Source organism: Corynebacterium sp. HMSC034E11, assembly GCF_001835905.1.
GTDB classification, from domain to species: Bacteria; Actinomycetota; Actinomycetes; order Mycobacteriales; family Mycobacteriaceae; genus Corynebacterium; species Corynebacterium coyleae.
On sequence record NZ_KV826412.1, the window covers coordinates 21,001 to 39,546 of the forward strand.

Annotated in this window: 16 protein-coding genes; 6 read left to right on the forward strand and 10 right to left on the reverse strand. The window is 61.5% G+C overall.

Annotation, left to right across the window (positions count from 1 at the left end; genetic code table 11):
• Positions 1-320 precede the first annotated feature (320 nt).
• Positions 321-1,319 (reverse strand): DUF3644 domain-containing protein, encoded by a 999-nt coding sequence (locus HMPREF2690_RS08220; protein ID WP_070820639.1) that lies wholly within the window; start codon positions 1,317-1,319, stop codon positions 321-323.
• Positions 1,320-2,379: 1,060 nt separating this feature from the next.
• Positions 2,380-3,732: a sodium/glutamate symporter gene (locus HMPREF2690_RS08225; protein WP_070820640.1), complete on the reverse strand. Its 1,353-nt coding sequence runs from the start codon at positions 3,730-3,732 to the stop codon at positions 2,380-2,382.
• 70 nt (positions 3,733-3,802) lie between these two features.
• Here HMPREF2690_RS08225 and HMPREF2690_RS08230 point away from each other — a divergent pair, with 70 nt between their 5' ends.
• Positions 3,803-4,867, forward strand: a complete 1,065-nt coding sequence (locus HMPREF2690_RS08230) for a ferredoxin reductase domain-containing protein (protein ID WP_070820641.1) — start codon at positions 3,803-3,805, stop codon at positions 4,865-4,867.
• Here HMPREF2690_RS08230 and HMPREF2690_RS08235 read toward each other — a convergent pair.
• On the reverse strand, positions 4,854-5,684 hold the full coding sequence (locus HMPREF2690_RS08235) for a carbon-nitrogen hydrolase family protein (RefSeq protein ID WP_070820642.1): 831 nt from the start codon (positions 5,682-5,684) through the stop codon (positions 4,854-4,856). The genes HMPREF2690_RS08230 and HMPREF2690_RS08235 overlap by 14 nt on opposite strands.
• Positions 5,685-5,775: 91 nt before the next feature.
• Here HMPREF2690_RS08235 and HMPREF2690_RS08240 point away from each other — a divergent pair, with 91 nt between their 5' ends.
• Genes HMPREF2690_RS08240 through HMPREF2690_RS08250 form a run of 3 tightly spaced genes read left to right on the forward strand, consistent with a single transcriptional unit; the run spans position 5,776 to position 8,997 of the window.
• On the forward strand, positions 5,776-6,024 hold the full coding sequence (locus HMPREF2690_RS08240; RefSeq protein ID WP_070452523.1) for a hypothetical protein: 249 nt from the start codon (positions 5,776-5,778) through the stop codon (positions 6,022-6,024).
• The gene (locus HMPREF2690_RS08245) at positions 6,021-7,172 is read left to right on the forward strand and encodes an alpha/beta hydrolase (protein WP_070484717.1); all 1,152 of its coding nucleotides are present in this window, start codon (positions 6,021-6,023) and stop codon (positions 7,170-7,172) included. The genes HMPREF2690_RS08240 and HMPREF2690_RS08245 overlap by 4 nt, the downstream gene beginning before the upstream one ends.
• Positions 7,173-7,230: 58 nt before the next feature.
• A complete protein-coding gene (locus HMPREF2690_RS08250; RefSeq protein ID WP_070820643.1) occupies positions 7,231-8,997 on the forward strand; it encodes a pyruvate dehydrogenase in 1,767 nt (588 codons plus the stop codon).
• A gap of 123 nt (positions 8,998-9,120) precedes the next feature.
• Here HMPREF2690_RS08250 and HMPREF2690_RS08255 read toward each other — a convergent pair whose 3' ends face one another.
• The 5 genes from HMPREF2690_RS08255 to HMPREF2690_RS08275 form a co-directional block, all read right to left on the reverse strand.
• Positions 9,121-9,543, reverse strand: a complete 423-nt coding sequence (locus HMPREF2690_RS08255; RefSeq protein ID WP_070484720.1) for a heat shock protein transcriptional repressor HspR — start codon at positions 9,541-9,543, stop codon at positions 9,121-9,123.
• A gap of 21 nt (positions 9,544-9,564) precedes the next feature.
• Positions 9,565-10,749, reverse strand: coding sequence for a molecular chaperone DnaJ (dnaJ, locus tag HMPREF2690_RS08260; RefSeq protein WP_070820644.1), 1,185 nt, complete (start codon positions 10,747-10,749; stop codon positions 9,565-9,567).
• Positions 10,750-10,893: 144 nt separating this feature from the next.
• The gene (gene grpE / locus HMPREF2690_RS08265) at positions 10,894-11,574 is read right to left on the reverse strand and encodes a nucleotide exchange factor GrpE (protein WP_070452538.1); all 681 of its coding nucleotides are present in this window, start codon (positions 11,572-11,574) and stop codon (positions 10,894-10,896) included.
• A 33-nt stretch (positions 11,575-11,607) separates the two neighbouring features.
• Complete coding sequence (dnaK, locus tag HMPREF2690_RS08270; RefSeq protein ID WP_070484726.1) at positions 11,608-13,440, reverse strand: molecular chaperone DnaK; 1,833 nt, start codon at positions 13,438-13,440, stop codon at positions 11,608-11,610.
• Between the two features lie 255 nt (positions 13,441-13,695).
• On the reverse strand, positions 13,696-15,216 hold the full coding sequence (locus HMPREF2690_RS08275) for an acetaldehyde dehydrogenase ExaC (RefSeq protein ID WP_070615468.1): 1,521 nt from the start codon (positions 15,214-15,216) through the stop codon (positions 13,696-13,698).
• 154 nt (positions 15,217-15,370) lie between these two features.
• Here HMPREF2690_RS08275 and HMPREF2690_RS08280 point away from each other — a divergent pair, with 154 nt between their 5' ends.
• Together HMPREF2690_RS08280 and HMPREF2690_RS08285 are read left to right on the forward strand one after the other, a co-directional pair.
• Positions 15,371-16,771, forward strand: a complete 1,401-nt coding sequence (locus HMPREF2690_RS08280) for an AI-2E family transporter (RefSeq protein WP_141761226.1) — start codon at positions 15,371-15,373, stop codon at positions 16,769-16,771.
• Between the two features lie 45 nt (positions 16,772-16,816).
• Positions 16,817-17,341: a type 1 glutamine amidotransferase domain-containing protein gene (locus HMPREF2690_RS08285; protein WP_070423283.1), complete on the forward strand. Its 525-nt coding sequence runs from the start codon at positions 16,817-16,819 to the stop codon at positions 17,339-17,341.
• A 228-nt stretch (positions 17,342-17,569) separates the two neighbouring features.
• Here HMPREF2690_RS08285 and HMPREF2690_RS08290 read toward each other — a convergent pair whose 3' ends face one another.
• Complete coding sequence (locus HMPREF2690_RS08290; protein WP_070820646.1) at positions 17,570-17,992, reverse strand: hypothetical protein; 423 nt, start codon at positions 17,990-17,992, stop codon at positions 17,570-17,572.
• Entirely contained in the window at positions 17,976-18,542 is a 567-nt protein-coding gene (locus HMPREF2690_RS08295) for a nucleosidase (RefSeq protein WP_070820647.1), read from the reverse strand. The genes HMPREF2690_RS08290 and HMPREF2690_RS08295 overlap by 17 nt, the downstream gene beginning before the upstream one ends.
• Positions 18,543-18,546: the final 4 nt, after the last annotated feature.

The following is an 18,546-nucleotide window of genomic DNA, read 5'->3' on the forward strand; positions in this document are numbered from 1 at the left end:
GTCGAAAATGTTTCCCCAGGTGATGATGGAAACGATGGTCGATAAAAGAAAGATCGTCTAGTTGCGCAAAACGCAGCTAGACGACCAGGGGAGGCCAGCTCCTTTAAAAGACCAAAGGGCTTTGAAGACACGTTTTTCAACGTTTTTACCTCATGTTTTTTGCCCAACACTGCTCCCCGATAGGCAAATAAGTGTTGTGCAAGACAACATGTGCAATTAGCATTATGACTACAGCGCCAACCCGAGAAGGATAAAGCTGGGTTCCCGAATGGGAGTAGGGCTTCGGCCTGAGAATTCCTTTGCTCCGAGGGTTGGCGTTTTTATTTTCCTACTTTTCTCTTAAGCGCGTCGAGGCACCCTTCTGGGTCCTTCTGCAGATAACCAACTACAAACTCGACGGCCTGCTGGGAATATGTCCACATTGTCGCATTCTCTCCAGCCGTACTGCGGTCGTAGGCGTACCGTTCGTCGTCCCGGAGTTGAAAAACTTTGATGAAAAGATCGAAGTCATACTTGTTAAATCTGCGTTTTTCTCCACGGTGATAGATGGTTGTCTTCGACTTAGCGAGGCGCTTGAGCACCTCGTTAACCGCCAATTTTTTGGTGTATGGATAGTAACTAGCTGCATCGCGGACATCCTTGACAATGGCAATGCCCGCATCAGCATCGCTATCGATGTAGACATTGAGATCAGCATCCTTCGACTTCTTGACGATGCGGAGGTTCGTCTCATAAATCGCAGCAGCGGCTCCCCCTTCGCCTGTACCAGCCGCGTCTGCTGCAAACTGTCTCATTTTAAGGAGCTTCTCCGCGACGTGTGGTTCATATTTTGCCCGGATTACGTCGGGATCAATAGCGCCACGACGCACAGCAAGCGTGAGGTGATTTTCCGGAATTAATTCGCTTACCGACTCCCCATGCAGCTCGAGCAGTTTGTCTGCATAATTCATCACCGACTTCTGCAAGAATGGACCGATAAAGATCTCATACTCATCAGTAATGAAGTGCGTATTGATGTTGCGGAAACGGATGATCTCGGCCATGTTCACCCGTAGTGGATCTTTGTCGTTCGTGAAAATTTTCTTCAGGCAATCTGCAAGCGCGATCGTCTTCCCCGACTCATCGGGGTAGTAGATAGCCTCGACTCCTCGTTCTTTGACTAAGTACGCCTTGAGCATGAGCTCCCAAGCATTACAAAGAAATATCGAGCAGGACTCAGCGTGATATTTCAGAGTCGGACGGTTGTAAAGCTCCAACGCAAGAATGAAGGCTTCTTTACTCTTCTCCAAAAGGCGCTGGACGATCTCTTCATACCCCATTCCATAACGACTCAGTCTAACGATCAACGCGACGCCCTTAGTGCTGGTCGTCTAGTTGCGCGGCAGTGCGTGCTAGACGATCAGCTTTCGTCGAAAATGTTTCCCCAGGTGATGATGGAAACGATGGTCGATAAAAGAAAGATCGTCTAGTTGCACAAAAACGCAGCTAGACGATCAGGGGCGCGTTTGCCTCACGGTTGTTACGGGTTAAGCGACAAAAAGAAAGCCGCTGGGCGCGACTGCACCTAGCGGACATTCTCTTAATTACCGGATTTTAACCCGTCTTGTGAGAACCAACTGTATATATAGTTTTGTGCAGAAGCAAACTACATATTCGATTACGCGTGCTCTTTCTGACCCTCGCTTCAAAACTTACATACAGGCAGCCGGGGGCTCAGAAAAACAAGCACTTCTGCTCTACCTTTGGAATATCGAGATGGCGGGAGCTGTCGCTGCGACCACAGGTATGGTCGAAGTACAACTCAGAAACAGCATCAATTCACGCCTTCAAACTTGGAATGCATCCCAACCGGTTAATGATCCAAACCGTACTTGTGCGTACACAAGGGACTGGCTAAAGGATCCTGCACCTCGACTTCGCCAGATTATTTCGCCACCACGCAAAAGGCCACTTTGGCAAAAAGCGGAACCAGCCCTACGAGACGAACTTGGCAATTGTGCAAAGCCGAATCCTTCTCATGACGACCTTGTCGCGGCTTTGCCTTTCGGTTCATGGCTTTTCATCTTGCCTCAACCCCAGGTTTCTTCTCCTCAAAATCCCCGGATGCGGATTTGGGACGAGACTCTCAAGCATGCATTTACTGCTCGGAACGCTTCCGAATTCCAGAGCGCTAATCCCGCTGTCATTTACCAGTGGGCAAATGCAGTACGGCACGCACGAAATCGTGCAAGCCATCTAGAACCGCTGCTTGACCCTGGGCAATTGATCCGTGTTCATCGAATATCCGCACGCCTTATGCATTCAATGAACCCCGCTGCCGCATCCTGGCTAGCGGGGCAGCAATACATCCATTCAGTGCTTAAAAGGAAACCCGTGTAGCTACTCCCTTGCCGGGGAGGCGCTGCGGTCGTCGTTACGCACAGGCACCCACTTGAGCGCGTAGGCGAGCACGACCACGCCCACGGCGACGGCGAAGGACACCCAGCCGAAGCCGGTGGTGAAGCCGGCGATGACGGCGATCGGTGCGAGGATGGTCATGCCGATTTCGAAAGGGGCGAAGCCGACGTAGGCCACGCCGTACTCGTTGAGGGTGCCGGACTTGAGTTTCGGGTCGACCATCTTGAGCAGCGCGATGCCGGTGGCCACGGCGGCGGTGGCCCAGCCCCAGCCGAACAGGCCACGCTCGAGCCAGTTTTCGCCAAAGAAGGTCGGGCCGGCCCACAGCATCCAGACCACGCAGAACACGGTACCCAGGACGAACATGACAACCAGTGCCTGCCAGTAGCCGGCGAGTGCGGCGGGGACGATAGACGCGATGCCGAAGGCGATCATGTAGTCGGTGGCAGCGCCGGAGATGGAGTTGATGGTGGAGCCGTCGAGGTAGTTCGGGCGCCCGGCGAGTCGCAAGGCAAGACGGCCGACCAGACCGACCACGAACGACATGGCGAACAGCGGGATGGACACGTTTGGCCACTGCCCCTTGATCAGCGTGTTCAGCAGGTACGCGATGAGCACGGTGAACACGATGAAGCCGGCGTGCAGTGCGAGCGGTTCGATGGACGACGGGTTGGTGGTGGCTTTGCCGATGGAGGGGCGTTCTTCCTCGTTGCGGATGTAGCCGGTGCGCAGGTCGTCGGGAAGATCGCCCGCGAGCTGGGACGCCTTGCCTTTGCGGATGCCCCAGTTGGCCATGATCACGCCGCCGACAATCGCCACGAGGGTGCCCACGGTGGCGGAGGTGAAGCCGAGAGAGGATGCGCCTTCAACGCCGATCTCCTCAAGCGCGGAGCCGACGGCCGCTGCGGTGCCGAAGCCGCCGACGAAGCCGACGGGCAGCATCATGCCGAACCACGGCTCGGTGCCGAATACGGGTGCGAAGAGGTAGATGCCAAGCAGGATGAATAGGCCCCACTGGCCCATGAACATTGCGGTGGAATAGCCCCACATGTTGCGCGCACCGGTGGCCACGGAGCCGCCGAATTGCATCGAGTACGCCATCGACGCGAACACCACCGCGATGAGCAGCGTGGTGTAGGTGCCCACCTGGTCGGACCAGTTAATCAGGCCGAGGACTTCCGGCCCGAGGATGAGCCCGAGCAGGCCTGCGGTGATCGGTGCGGGCAGCAGCAATGCTTGCAGTACGCGCAGTCGGTTGCGCAGGACGTTGCCGACGATGAGGAGGAGGGAGATCCATCCGATGTCGGTAAGCAGCGTGTATGGGGTGAATTCCATCGCAGCACCTTCCTTTATCCACTTATCGCATATAAAACAGTGTGTAACTGTAACCCAGTACGCTGTTTTCATGACTTTTCCGGAGTCCGTTGAGTTGTTGCGCACCCACGGATCGCGCGTGAGTGAGGTGTGGCGCGCGAGGTTCGTGGAGGCGTATCCACATGCGTCGATGATGCTTGCTCCTGGTGAGCGCATGCCGCAGATGCTTATCGACGCCACCACGTTCCTCCTCAGCCACTCCCCCACCGAAACCACCGACCGCCTGCGCGCGATCGCGCTGGACCTGCGCCGCACCGGCTTCCCCGCCGAGGAGTACCCCAACGCGATGCAGTTGCTTGGCGACGCCATCCGCACCGTCGCCGAAGAAACCGGCGCCGAGGTCGGCACCGGTGCTGGCGGTGGCACCGAGGACCCCACTCCGACGCTCGTGGCAGCGGGTGAGGTGATGCGCAAGGCAGCATCCCAAGCCGACTACGCGGGCGTGCCGGCGGCCTCAGCGGCGCAGGTCACCAGCGTGGAGGAGCGCGACGGGGTGCAGATCGTGCGCCTCGAGGCAGGCACGCGCATCATCTACGCCCCCGGTGAAACGCTGCCCGTAATGTCGCCGGAGGCCCCCGGCATGTGGACCGGACTGATCCCGGCGCTGCCATCGAATCCGTTCGGACAAATGGAGTTTCACATCAGCACCGGCACCGATCTTGCGGTTGCGCCCGGCGCGTGGTTGACATTGGGTGTGGCGCGCGGGGGTCTGCAGGGGTTCGTCGATAAGCAAGTGCTCTTGGTGGCCGCGGGGACGGGGTTGGCTGCGGCGAAGGCGCTGGTTTTTCACTGGTTGGAATGCGAGGAGCGCCCCGATGTGCACCTGGTTTCGGATGTGACGTACGACCGCGCGGCGCTGGACGCGTTGGCTGGCGCGCAGGACTGGCTGGACGTGAGTTGGGTGGTGGAGTCGCGGCTGGGTGCGTCGCTGGAGCAGGTGGTGTCGGGGCCGGGAATGTGGTGGGGCCGCGACGTGATCGTGTGTGCGGACGAGGTGCGCGCGGCCGCGATCACGGCAGCGCTTCGGGAGGCCGGGGCCGAGGGCGTGCAGGTCATCTCCCACGACGCGACACCGGAGTGGTTTAGCGCATCGTAGTGTCCGCGCGGATCTGGCCGAGCGGAAGGCGTTTGCGCTGCTTGGAGGCCTCTTCGGGGTCGATGTCCACGACCAACGTTTCGGGGCCGTAGCCGGCTTCGGCGATGCGCACGCCGGAAGGGTCGACCACGGTTGAGTGGCCCGCGCCGGTGGGACCGGACGGCCCGCCCGCTTTGGTTTCGAAGTCGGGGCGCGACTGGCCGGCGGCCGCGATGAACACCCCGGCGTCGAGTGCGCGCGCGGCGGTTAAGATGCGCCACTGCTCCACCTTGCCGGGCCCGTCGGCCCAGCTTGTGGGTACGACAACCACCTGAGCGCCGCGGTCCGCGAGCGCCTGGAACTGCTCGGGGAAGCGAATGTCGAAGCAGGTGGCCACGCCCACCGTCACGCCGTCGTGTTCGAAGGTGACCAGGCGTTCGCCGGGGCGCACGGTGTCGGACTCGCGGTAGTTGAACGCGTCGTACGTATGAATCTTGTCGTAGCCCTCATGCAGGCCATTTCCCGTGATCAGGGCGGTGTTGTAGACGCGGTTGATGGTTTTCTCGCCGCGCTGCACGGTATCGGCGGGCCGGAACATGCCAGCCACGATGGTCACGCCGAGCTCGCCTGCCAGGTCGCGCATGTTGGCGGCAAACGCGCCGTCGAGGCCCGCCGCCTGTGTGTCCAGTCGGCCCTGCTCAAAGGCCTGGCTGGCACCCTCTGGCAGCACGATCAGGCTCGCACCTTGGGCGGCGGCGTCGCGCACCAGCGGAGCAAGGTGGGCAAAGTTGTCCATTGTGTCACTGCCTGTGACCGTTTGCACCAACGCGATCTTCATGTGGATAACTTTAGGTGGATTTCGGGGCAGTTATCCACAGATTTTTCTTCGTCCCTTGTGGTTGTGTGCTGGTGCGCAGAGGATTCGGCCCATGACTCTTGAAATCTCAACACGCACCGCACCCGTTGCCCGCGGCCTCACCCGAACGTTCACACCGTTACCGTTTGCGCAGGTGGGGGTGTCGCGGACGGCGGAAGCGTTGTCGTCGATACGCAACAGCACGCACATGCTTATCGACGACACCACCGCCCACCTCAACACCCACCTCAATTCCATCGCGCGCTTTGCCCGCGCGGTGGAGGGCGTGGACGCCGACCTGGAAGCGAGGCTTGCGCCATGAGTGTTGCCACGTACCGTCCGGCGCTGGACGCGGCGGAACTCTCGGCGGCAGCGGCCGCGTTGCGCCTCGCCTCTGATGCCGCCCGGGAGCGCGCCGAGCATGTGCCAACCTCACGCGAGGCGTTAGCGTCCACCGGGTTTCGGGGTGTGGCGGCGGATGCGGCGTACGCGCGGTTAGATGCATTCGGGTCTGTGTTTGCGCGCGGTGCCGACGACTTGGCCACGGCGGCGTCGTTGGTCGCCGCTGCGGCGGGGCTACAACGGCAGTTGGACGAGGCCGCCATGTTTGCCACCCGCTACCTGCACTCGCGCACCGTGTTGTGGCTCAACGCGATGTCGATGGCGCTGGACCTGGAACTCGCGCGGTCCTTGTTGCGCCTTGGCGGACACGAGCAGGACTACGACCCGCTGTTCGCCCACCCGGATGAGTCGTTTCAGGACCTGCACGCGCGTCATGTGCCGACCTTGCCCGCCGCGACTCGTGCCGCCGTGGAGGCCGCCGGCGGGACCGTTCTCGAGGCCGGACCTGCTTCGACCACTGTTGTCGTCGGTGACGTTGTGGAACCGGCGCGGGTGATCACCATGGTGGCCGGCGCGACCACGGGCGCGCCCGCGAAGTTGGAGGGTGAGTTGGCAAAGGCGTCACGGTTGGCGCAGCAGACCGGTGCTGCGGTGGTGGTGTGGCAGGGCTATGCGCCGCCACGCTCGGTGCCGCGGGCGGTCTCTCCCCTGCGTGCTTCGGCCGGTGCGGATGATCTGGCGATGTTTCAGGCGGCGCTTGAGGAGCGCTTCCCGGACGCACAGAAGACGGTTGTCTCCCATAGTTACGGCACGCTGCTGGCCACCACGGCGGCACGCGACCATGGACTTATAGCGGATGACTTATGGGTCCTCGGCAGCGCCGGCGTCGCAGGCCAGCACGTTTCCGAGCTCACACTTGCGGATGAGCACGCCACCGTTCACGTCGTCGATTCACCCCAGGACCCCATCCTGTTGCTGCGCTCTGGGCCGTCGGCGGTGCTCGGCGCGTCGCCGTCGTATGTAGGGTGGGGCGCACAGCGCGTGGAGGGCGTGCGCGGCGGGCACTCCGACTACTTCACAGACCCGGCTTTTGTGTCTGCTTTGCAACAGCGCGCAAGCACAACTTAAGAAATGGCGTTACCATGGCGAACGTTTAAAGAAACTACCTTTAGGAGTCTGATAAACCATGGCAAACTTTGCAGAGCAAGTCGTCGAGCGCCTCGAGGCCCTCGGCATTAAACGCATTTACGGTCTGGTTGGCGACTCGCTCAACCCGCTTTCGGACGCCGTGCGCGAAAGCGACATCGAGTGGGTCCACGTCCGCAACGAGGAAGCCGCAGCGTTTGCTGCCGGTGCAGACTCGCTAGCCACCGACGAACTCGCCGTCTGCGGCGCGTCCTGCGGCCCGGGCAACACTCACTTCGTCCAGGGCCTGTTCGAGTCCCACCGCAACGGCGCGAAGGTACTCGCCATTGCATCGCATATCCCGACGGCCGAGATCGGTTCCTCCTTCTTCCAGGAGACCCACCCGGAGATGCTGTTCCAGGAGTGCTCCTCCTACTGCGAGGTCGTCCACACCGCCGACCAGGGCATGCGCGTGCTGCACAACGCCCTGCAGAACACACTCGCCGGCAACGGCGTGTCCGTGATGGTCGTGCCTGGCGACGTGTTCGCCGCCGACGTTGCCGACGGTCCTCACACCGCCGACTCCGTCTACGCCACCGGCAAGGACAAGCGCGTCTACCCCGACCCCGCTGAGGCCGCACGGCTTGTCGAGGCCATCAACAACGCCGACAAGGTCACCCTGTTCTGCGGCTACGGTGCACGCGACGCCCGCGACGAAGTCTTCGCCCTGGCCGAGAAGATCAAGTCCCCGATCGGCCACTCCTTCCGCGGCAAGATGTACTTCGAGTACGACAACCCTTACGACGTCGGCATGTCCGGCCTCCTTGGCTACGGCGCCTGCCTCGACGCTATGGAAGAGTCCGACCTGTTCATCATGGTCGGCACTGACTTCCCCTACACCGACTGGCTGCCCGAGGAAAACGTCGCCCAGATCGACATCAACGGCACCCACATCGGCCGCCGCACCAAGGTCGACTACCCCGTCGTCGGCGACGTGAAGAGCGTCATCGAAAACATCCTCCCCCACATCGAGGAGAAGAAGGACCGCAAGTTCCTGGACAAGATGCTCAAGCGCCACTACCAGCTGCTGGACCACGTGGTGAAGAGCTACACCGAGGAAGCCTTCGAGTCAAAGAAGCCGATCCACCCCGAACTCGCAGCCTCCGTGCTGGACAAACTTGCCGACGACGACGCCTACTTCACCGTCGACACCGGCATGTGCAACGTGTGGTCCTCGCGCTACCTCACCCCGAACGGCAAGCGCGACGAAGGCGCATCCTTCCTCCACGGCACCATGGCTAATGCTCTGCCGATGGCCATCGGCGTCCAGGCTGCACAGCCGGACCGTCAGGTCATCTCCTGGTCCGGCGACGGCGGCCTGGGCATGCTTATGGGCGAATTGCTCACCATCAAACTGCACCAGCTGCCGGTGAAGGTGATCTGCTTCAACAACTCCTCGCTCGGCATGGTCAAACTCGAGATGATGGTCGCCGGGATGCCCTACTTCGGCACCGACCACGAACAGGTCAACTTCGCCGAGATCGCCAAGGGTGTCGGCATCAAGTCCTTCCGCATCGAGGAGCCCGAGGACCTCGAACCGATGCTCAAGGAAGCACTTGCTTACGACGGCCCCGTGGTCGTCGACATCGTCACCGACCCCGAGGCTCTCTCCCTGCCGCCGGGAATCACCTGGGACATGATGAAGGGCTTTGCCAAGTCCGGCGCCCGCACCGCCTTCCTTGAAGGTGGCGTCGGCCGACTGTTCAACCTGGCCAAGTCCAACCTCCGCCACATCGGTGGTGCTGCCGCCATCGAGTTCGGCGGGTAGGTTGCGGTAGTTCGAACGCGCGATAAAGCCCGCGCTGCCCTGTGATGGGTAGCGCGGGCATTTCTTGTTTGTCGTTGCCAGCGTCGTTTCCGTCGGCGCCGCCGCCTCAGGTGCGGCCGCCGACTAGGCGTCGGGGGTGAGGTTGCGGCGACGGCGTCGTCGTGAAGCAGCTGGCTCCCATGCCACGACCGCGGTGGAACGCGGCACGTGCACCAACTCGCCACCACGGCGAGAACCGTTGCGCAACTTCTGGCGCAGCTCTTCGTTGTGACCGCGCTGGGCATCCAACTCGTCCTGCAGTTCCTCGATCTGCGCGGAGAGCTCAATGATCGTCTTGATGCCCGCCAGGTTCACGCCTTCCTCCTGGGAGAGGTACTGGATGCGGCGCAGCATCGAGATGTCGCGGCTGGAGTAGCGGCGACCGCCCCCCTTGGTACGCATCGGGGTGACCAGGCCGAGCCTGTCGTAGGTGCGCAGGGTCTGGGCGTGCATGCCGGTGAGCTCGGCGGCGACAGAGATGACGAAGTATTCCTTCTCTTCTGCCATGGTTACACCTCCTTTCGCCGTCTAGCGCTCGGACCAGCCGGCGCGCGGGTCGAAACCAGAATCCTTCTCGGCCTGGGCGTATGCGCGCAGCGCACTGGTCGCGGACGGGTCGAGATCCTTCGGCACCTTCACCTCAACCGTGACCAACAGGTCGCCGGCGTTGCCAGAACGCTTCGGGATACCGCGGCCACGCACGCGCAGGGTGCGACCATTCGGGGTGCCAGCCGGGACCTTGACCTTCACTGGGTTGTCCAGGGTCGGCACCGCGATTGTGGCACCGAGGGCGACCTCTGCAAACGAGACGGGGACCGTGACTTCGAGGTCGTCGCCGGAGCGGGTGAAGGTGTCGTCGCTACGCACATGCACCATGACGAACAAGTCGCCGGCGGGAGTGCCGTTGGGACCTGCTTCGCCTTGGCCTGCAAGGCGCACCTTCTGACCATCGATGACGCCTGCGGGGATGCGGACCGTGATCGAACGGGTACGTCGGACGGTGCCGGTGCCGTTGCATGTGGTGCACGGATCCTCGATGACTTCACCGGTGCCGTGGCAGTTCGTGCAGGGACGAGCCATGCCGAACGCGCCGGAGTTCTCCCGGATGTAACCGGAGCCGGAGCAGACCTCGCACGTGTGCGTCTTGCCGGACTTCGAACCAGAGCCGTGGCAGGTGGTGCACGGTGCGTCGCCGGTGAGCTCGACGGGGAACGTCGTGCCCTTGGCTGCTTCGCGGAAGTCGAGGGTTATTTCCGTTTCGACGTCGGCCCCCCGCGACGGCCGAGCGTTCCTGCCAGCACCGCCGCGGCCGCCAAAGAAGCCACCGAAGATATCACCAAGGCCGCCGTCTCCAGCTTGTCCACCAGTGGCTGATCCGAAGATGTCCGAGAGGTCGAATTCCGTTTCCGTGCCGCGAAACCCGCCCGGAAAACCGGACGCTCCTCCCCGCCCGAACCGGCCAAAGCCGCCCGAGCCGATCATGGACTTCAACTGGTCGTATTCTTTGCGCTTCTGCTCGTCGCCAATAACGTCGTACGCTTCCGCGACCCGCTTGAACTTCTCCTCGGCCTTCTTGTTGCCGGGGTTCGAATCCGGGTGGTTTTCGCGTGCGAGCTTGCGGTACGCCTTCTTAATATCGGCCTGGCTTGCCGTCGACGACACACCTAAGTCGCCGTAATAATCCTTGTCGGCCCATTCCTGTTGCATAGCCATCTCGCACCCTCCTTTCGCTGTAAATCGGTGTGGAGTTGTTGTCTTCTAAATTTCGTTCACTAAATAATCTAAGTAAAAAGGCCGGGGATCAGGCCGCTTCTTGTTTGCGTGTACCCATTCCCCGGCCCTGCCACCAAGTTGTTGTTACTCGGTGGTATCGGCACTTTCGGCCGGATCGGCGATGATCACCATGGCGTTTCGCACCAGGCGATCACCCACCGTGTAGCCCTTGCGCAGCACCGTTCCCAGAACCTTTTCATCGCCCTGGGACAGATCCTGCACGGCCTCGTGGACCTCCGGGTTGAACTCGTCACCCTCAGCACCGAACTCCTTCACACCCTGGCCGGCGACGATGGAACGGAACTTATCCGCGAAGGCCTTCAGCGGGCCTTCTTCCAGGTCGCCGTGCTGCTGGGCGAGATCGAGATCGTCGAGAAGCGGCAGCAGCTCGGTGGCAAACTTTGCCTTTGCGGTGGTGGCAATCTCGCCACGCTCACGCTCGGTGCGGCGGCGGTAGTTGGCGTATTCGGCGCTGACGCGCTGCAGGGACTCGGTGCGCTCTGCGAGCTGCAACTCGATGTCGCTGACCGCGCCGTCACCATCGACGTCCGGGTCTACCTCGCCGTCGGCGATCTGCGCTGCGCCTTCCAAGTCCTTCAACTCAGCTTCCGCGGCAACGAGGGGGTCCTCGTCCGTGGACAGTGCCTCGGACTCAGCCGCCTCGTCGGCCAGGGCTTCCGCCTGATCCGGGGAGACGTACTGTTCGTCCGTCGCCTCCGGATTACCCGGGTTGTCGGGCATCTGCTCGTTGTTCGGGTTCGTCATCAGACGTCGCCTCCTTACACGTACTGGGTTGGATTACTTGTTGTCGGCGTCGGTGTCGTCGTCCTCGACAACCTCGGCGTCCACAACGTTGTCGTCGCCAGCATCAGCCTGGGTAGCACCCTCGTTGGCCTGAGCCTCGTAGAGCGCGGTGCCCATTGCCTGGGACTCGGTGGTCAGCTTCTCCACTGCAGACTTGATGGCATCCAGGTCCTCGCCCTTGAGGGCCTCGTCGACAGCATCGGCAGCCTCGGTGACGCGGGTCTTGATGTCCTCGGAAAGCTTCTCGCCGTTCTCGTCCATGAACTTGCGGGTCTGGTACGCCATGGTCTCCGCGTTGTTGCGGGTCTCCTGCTCCTCGCGACGCTTCTTGTCCTCGTCAGCGTGAGCCTCGGCGTCCTTGATCATGCGATCGATCTCTTCATCAGACAGACCAGAGCCGTCCTGGATCTTGATCGTGTTCTCCTTGCCGGTGGCCTTATCCTTCGCGGACACGGATACGATGCCGTTGGCGTCGATGTCGAAGGTGACCTCGATCTGCGGAACACCACGCGGTGCCGGAGCGATACCTGCCAGTTCGAAGGAGCCGAGCAGCTTGTTCGCGGAAGCGATCTCGCGCTCACCCTGGAAGACTTGGATCTGCACGGACGGCTGGTTGTCCTCAGCCGTGGTGAAGGTCTCCGAACGCTTCGTCGGGATGGTGGTGTTGCGCTCGATGAGCTTGGTCATCACGCCACCCTTGGTTTCAATACCGAGGGACAGCGGGGTGACGTCGAGCAGCAGCACGTCCTTGACGTCGCCGCGCAGGACACCAGCCTGCAGAGCAGCACCCAGAGCCACAACTTCGTCCGGGTTCACGGACTTGTTCGGCTCCTTGCCAGTGAGCTCCTTGACCAGATCGGACACAGCCGGCATACGGGTCGAGCCACCAACCAGAACAACGTGGTCAATGTCGCCGACAGACATGCCAGCATCCTTGATCACCTGGTTGAACGGGCTCTTGGTGCGATCCAGCAGGTCGGAGGTGATCTTCTGGAACTCGGTGCGGGTCAGGGTCTCGTCGAGGAACAGCGGGTTCTTCTCTGCATCAACCGTGATGTACGGCAGGTTGATGGAAGCCTGCTGTGCAGACGAAAGCTCAATCTTGGCCTTCTCCGCAGCCTCGCGCAGACGCTGCATAGCCATCTTGTCCTTGGACAGGTCAACGCCGTTCTGGGACTTGAACTTGTCCACGAGCCACTCGACTACGCGGTTATCCCAGTCGTCGCCGCCGAGCTCGTTGTCACCAGCGGTAGCCAGTACCTCAACAACGCCATCGCCGATCTCAAGCAGGGACACGTCGAAGGTGCCGCCGCCAAGGTCGAAGACCAGGATGGTCTCTTCCTTCTCAGCCTTATCCAGGCCGTAAGCCAGTGCCGCAGCGGTCGGCTCGTTCACGATACGCAGGACGTTCAGGCCTGCGATCTGGCCAGCCTCCTTGGTGGCCTGACGCTGAGCGTCCTCGAAGTAAGCCGGAACGGTAATAACAGCCTCAGTGACCTCATCACCCAGGTAAGCCTCCGCGTCGCGCTTCAGCTTCTGCAGCGTACGAGCGGAAATCTCCTGCGGGGTGTACTTCTTGCCATCGATATCTACGGTCCAGTCCTCGCCCATGTGACGCTTCACGGAGCGGATCGTGCGATCGACGTTGGTCACCGCCTGGTTCTTTGCAGACTGACCAACAAGCACCTCACCGTTCTTCGCAAAAGCTACAACCGACGGGGTGGTGCGGGAACCCTCAGCGTTAGCGATAACTACCGGCTCGCCGCCCTCAAGGACGGAAACAACCGAGTTCGTGGTGCCAAGGTCAATACCAACTGCGCGTGCCATAAAAGTAATTCCTCCTGTTGAAATGTGGTTTATCAGTAAGTTGATGCGCTCCGGCTCAACTTGACGGCCACCACTATAACACCGGTGGACACATCCTTGAGCCTGTTGCACTCAATCTATGTAACGGCACTGTACCCAAAGTTGTTCCCACTCGACGCAACTTTATTTGTTTCCGCAGGTAGAAGCACGCAAAAACACCCTCACCGACCGGGAACATAAGTGGGCGGTGAGGGTGTCGTCGCTAAGCAAATGCTCTTAGAACAGGCCGGTTTCCTTCTCGGAGTAGGACCAGAGGAGGTTCTTGGTCTGCTGGTAGTGGTCGAGCATCATCAGGTGGGTTTCGCGGCCGATGCCGGACTTCTTGTAACCACCGAACGCCGCGTGAGCCGGGTAGGAGTGATACTGGTTCACCCATACACGACCCGCTTGGATCGCGCGACCGGCCTTGTAGGCGGTGGTGCCGGAGCGCGCCCAGACACCGGCGCCGAGGCCGTAGATGGTGTCGTTGGCAATGCGGATGGCCTCGTCAAAGTCCTTGAACGTGGTCACGGACATCACCGGGCCGAAGATCTCCTCCTGGAAGATACGCATGTCGTTGGTGCCCTTGAACACGGTCGGCTCGATGTACATGCCGTTTTCCAGGCCCTCAATCTTGTTCACGCCGCCGCCGGTGAGCACCTCAGCGCCTTCCTGGGGCCCAAGCTCGAGGTAGGACTTGATCTTGTCCATCTGCTCGGTGGAGGCCTGCGCACCCATCATCGTTTCGGTGTCCAGCGGGTTGCCGGTCTTGATCTGCTTGACGCGCTGCACGCCCAGCTCAAGGAACTCGTCGGCAATGGACTCATGCACCAGCGCACGGGACGGGCAGGTGCAGACCTCCCCCTGGTTCAGGGCGAACATAGCGAAGCCCTCGATGGCCTTCTTCTTAAAGTCATCATCCTTGGCAAAGATGTCCTCGAAGAACAGTGCCGGGGACTTGCCACCAAGCTCGAGGGTGACCGGGATGATCTTGTCGGCCGCGGCCTTGTTGATGATCTTGCCCACCTCAGTTGAGCCGGTGAACGCGATCTTGGCAATGCGGTCAGAACCAGACAGTGCCGCGCCGGCCTCGTCGCCCATACCGTTGACAATGTTTAGCACACCCGCCGGAATGAGGTCGCCGATCAGATCCATCAGATACAGGATCGACGCCGGGGTCTGCTCCGCCGGCTTGAGCACGATCGCGTTACCTGCAGCCAGCGCCGGAGCAAGCTTCCAGGCCGCCATGAGCAGCGGGAAGTTCCACGGAATGATCTGGCCAACAACGCCGAGCGGCTCGTGGAAGTGGTAGGCGACGGTGTCCTCGTCAATCTGGCTCAGACGACCTTCCTGTGCACGCAGCGCGCCTGCGTAGTAGCGGAAGTGGTCAATCGCCAGCGGAATATCGGCAGCGAGCGTCTCACGCACAGCCTTGCCGTTCTCCCAGGTTTCCGCGACGGCGAGCTCCTCAAGGTGCTCCTCCATGCGGTCCGCGATCTTCAGCAGGACGCCGGAACGCTCCTGCGGGGAGGTCTTCCCCCACGCGGGTGCGGCCTTGTGTGCGGCGTCGAGCGCCAGGTTGATGTCGGCTTCCTTACCGCGTGCAACCTCGCAGAACACCTCGCCGGTGACCGGGGTGATGTTCTCGAAGTACTCGCCATCTACCGGCGGAACCCAGTCGCCACCGATGTAGTTGTCGTAGCGCTTACGGAACTTGACGTTCGAGCCCTCGGTGCCAGGGTTGGGAAACACAGTCATCGTTGTGGCCTTTCTCGGTCGTGGAATGAATTGTGGGCCACACTACACCCAAATCTCTTTGCGGTCTAGGACAACTCTTCCTTGCGCGCACTTTTCGACGACCCCACGCCCCTTCCCCTTATGCATAACCACACATCTCTGACACAATGACCACGTGAGTGAACGTAAAAAACCAAAATATGTGGGAGCTCTGGACACGGCTGTAGACCCGATCCAAACGCTGCCCACACCGGCCGACGCCGCCCAGGACCTCTCCCGCGAGCCGGTCGACCGCGGCGAGATCATCGCCTCCGACGGCCGCACCGCCGCCGCCTGGGCACTGCGCTTCATCATCGTTGTCGCAGCCACGGCTATCCTGCTCTACCTGCTCAAATGGGTCTGGATGGGCCTTCTGCCGATTCTTCTAGCACTGATTGTGTCCACCGTCCTGTGGCCACCGGTGCGCTGGATGCGCGACCACAAAATCCCCGCATCCCTGGCCACGTTCATCACCCTAATCGGATTCTTCGGCCTCATCGGCGGCATCTTCGCCGCCATGGCCCCAACCGTGAAAAGCCAAGGCAGCGAGCTCGCACGACAGGCCGAGCAGGGCGTGAACCAGATCGTCGATTGGCTGAAAGAGCGCGACCTCGAAGTCCTCGAGCCGGAGCAGATCCAGCAGACCGTCGATCAGGTCACCGCCTTTGCCAAGGGCCAGGCCTCCAACATTGCGTCGGGAGTGTTCTCGGGCCTGGGCGCGATTGCGTCGGTAGGCACCACGCTCGCACTGACCCTGGTGCTCACCTTCTTCTTCCTCAAAGACGGCGACCGCTTCCTGCCATGGGTGCGCAAGTACACCGGCGTGCGCGCTGGTTGGCACCTCACCGAAGTGTGCAGCCGCTCCTGGAACACCCTGTCCGGATTCATCCGCACCCAGGCCATCGTGTCCGGTGTTGACGCCATCTTCATCGGTCTCGGCCTACTGTTCCTCGGCGTGCCACTGTGGCCGGTGCTCGCGGTGATCACGTTCTTCGCCGGCTTCATCCCGATCGTCGGTGCGATTTCTGCAGGCGCTCTGGCGGTGATCATCGCGTTGGTGTCCAACGGGTTCATGAACGCCGTGTTCGTGCTCATCCTCATCATCGCCGTACAGCAGCTGGAGAGCAACGTTCTCTCGCCGATCCTGCAGTCCCAGGCGATGGGCCTACACGCCGCCGTGGTCCTGCTCGCCGTCGCTGTCGGCGGCACCCTGTTCGGCATCGTCGGCGCGTTCCTCGCGGTTCCGGTTGCCGCTGTCGCCGCCGTGTGGCTGCGTTACTGGGCTGAAATGGTCTCGCTGCGCTCCGGCGAGATCACCGCCGACGAGATAGCCATGGCCACCCAACAAACTCAGACCATGGATTCCAAGGAATCCTTCCTCGCTGTGCGCGACCACATGATGCGCCTTGCCAAACGCGAGAAGGAGCCCGTGAAAGAGGGGCTTGGCTCCACGCGCGTCCCGCTTGACGACGACACCCCGTCCGACATCGACACCAACCCACCCGGTCGCCTCCCCGGCGTGAACGACGAAGACTAGGTACGGTGGTGTGCCGTAATTGGTTATCGACGAAAGGAAATACCAATGGCCGATCTGAATAACAAGACCATCGCAATCCTCGCGACCGACGGCTTTGAAGATTCCGAACTGACCTCCCCGAAGGAGGCCGTCGAACAAGCCGGCGCAACCACCAAGGTCGTCTCCACCGAAACCGGTGAGATCGAGGGCAAGAAGGGCGCCAAGGTCGCCGTCGACGTCACCACCGCCGATGCCAAGGCTGCCGACTACGACGCCCTCATCCTCCCGGGCGGCACCCTCAACGCGGATGCCATCCGCGTTGATTCCGACGCCGTCGCCCTGGTCAAGGCGTTCAAGGACGCAGGCAAGCCGATCGGCGTGATCTGCCACGGAGGCTGGATCATGACGGATGCCGACATCTTGAAGGACGTGAAGATCACCTCCGTTGCCAACGTCAAGACCGACCTGGTCAACGCCGGTGCCGAGTGGGTCGACGAGGAAGTTGTCATCGACTCCGGCGTCATCTCGTCGCGCACCCCGGACGATCTGCCGGCCTTCAACGCCGCACTCGTCGAGGAGTTCGCAAAGTAACTTCTGCGAGGTAGCTGCTTTTAGCCCGCTGGCGCGTTTACGCCGGCGGGCTTTCTGCATGTCTGGGAGCTGTTCGGAGCGGATCGTCTAGCTCGCTTCTGATGCTGCTAGACGATTCGCCCCTAAATGAAAACCAGTTGCAACTTCACCTGGGGAAATTCAGCGCGGAATGCTTGATCGTCTAGTCCGGCAGAAGGTCTAGCTAGACGATCCGCCTGCCACGACCGATCATTCAACGCCGAGGGCCACTTTGACTAGGTGGGAAGCGAAAGCGGGCAAGGCAACACCCTCGGACCGGGCGTGCGATTCGAGCTCCTGCGCATCTTCCGGCAGTCCCAACTTCGCGGCCCCCTGCAGTGCCTTCTTGTCGAAGACCGGCGCCAACTCCGGCCACACCCCCTGCGCCTCGCGGGCGAACATGGTCGCGCAGGCGTAGCCGGCGGCGCCGAAGATGCGGATCAATTGCGAGCGCGGCGCTTCAACCAGTGCAGATGGTGAGGTCAGGCCGGCGTCGAACAGTCCGCGTGCGGCGTCGACGGCGACGGTGGCGCGTATGGGCTTCGCTTGCAGCATGCACAGGACGAGGAGCTGGAAGAGGGACGTGGGGTCGTCGTCAAGCGAAATGCCCGCGTCTTCAGCGAAGGTGCTCACGCAGGGCTTCTTCGAGCTCCACGCGGGCGCGCTCGAGGGCGGCCTCCCAAACAGCGGAGGCGCCTTCGTCGGCGGAGTCCGAAACCTGCTTGAGCAGGGTCAGCGGGACGCCAAAGGTGGAGCACACGGCAGCGAGTGCGTAGCCCTCCATGTCGACGAGTTGGCATTCCTTGGCGAGCTCGTCGCGAAGATCAGAGCGGTTCACAAACGCATCACCGGTGGCCAGTTTGGCTTTCGGCAGGTCGGTGAGGGGTTCGAAGGTGAACCAGCGTGGGTAGACAAAGTCGGTGATGTCGGAGGTGCCGCCAACCTTGAAGTCGTGCTTGACGGCGTCGGAAATCTCGTAGACGCCGGGGGCGAGGTCCACAAGCGCGCCTGCCGTGCCAACGTTGATCACGCGCGACGGCAGCGGCCCCTCGGAGAGACGGCGAGTCAGGGCGATCGCGGCGGGCAGGGTGCCGATGCCGGTGATGAGTACTTCGTGGTCGCCTCCGGACATGATGTCGGCGGCTTCTTCTTTCATGGCTGCAACGATGAGCAAATCAGACATAGTT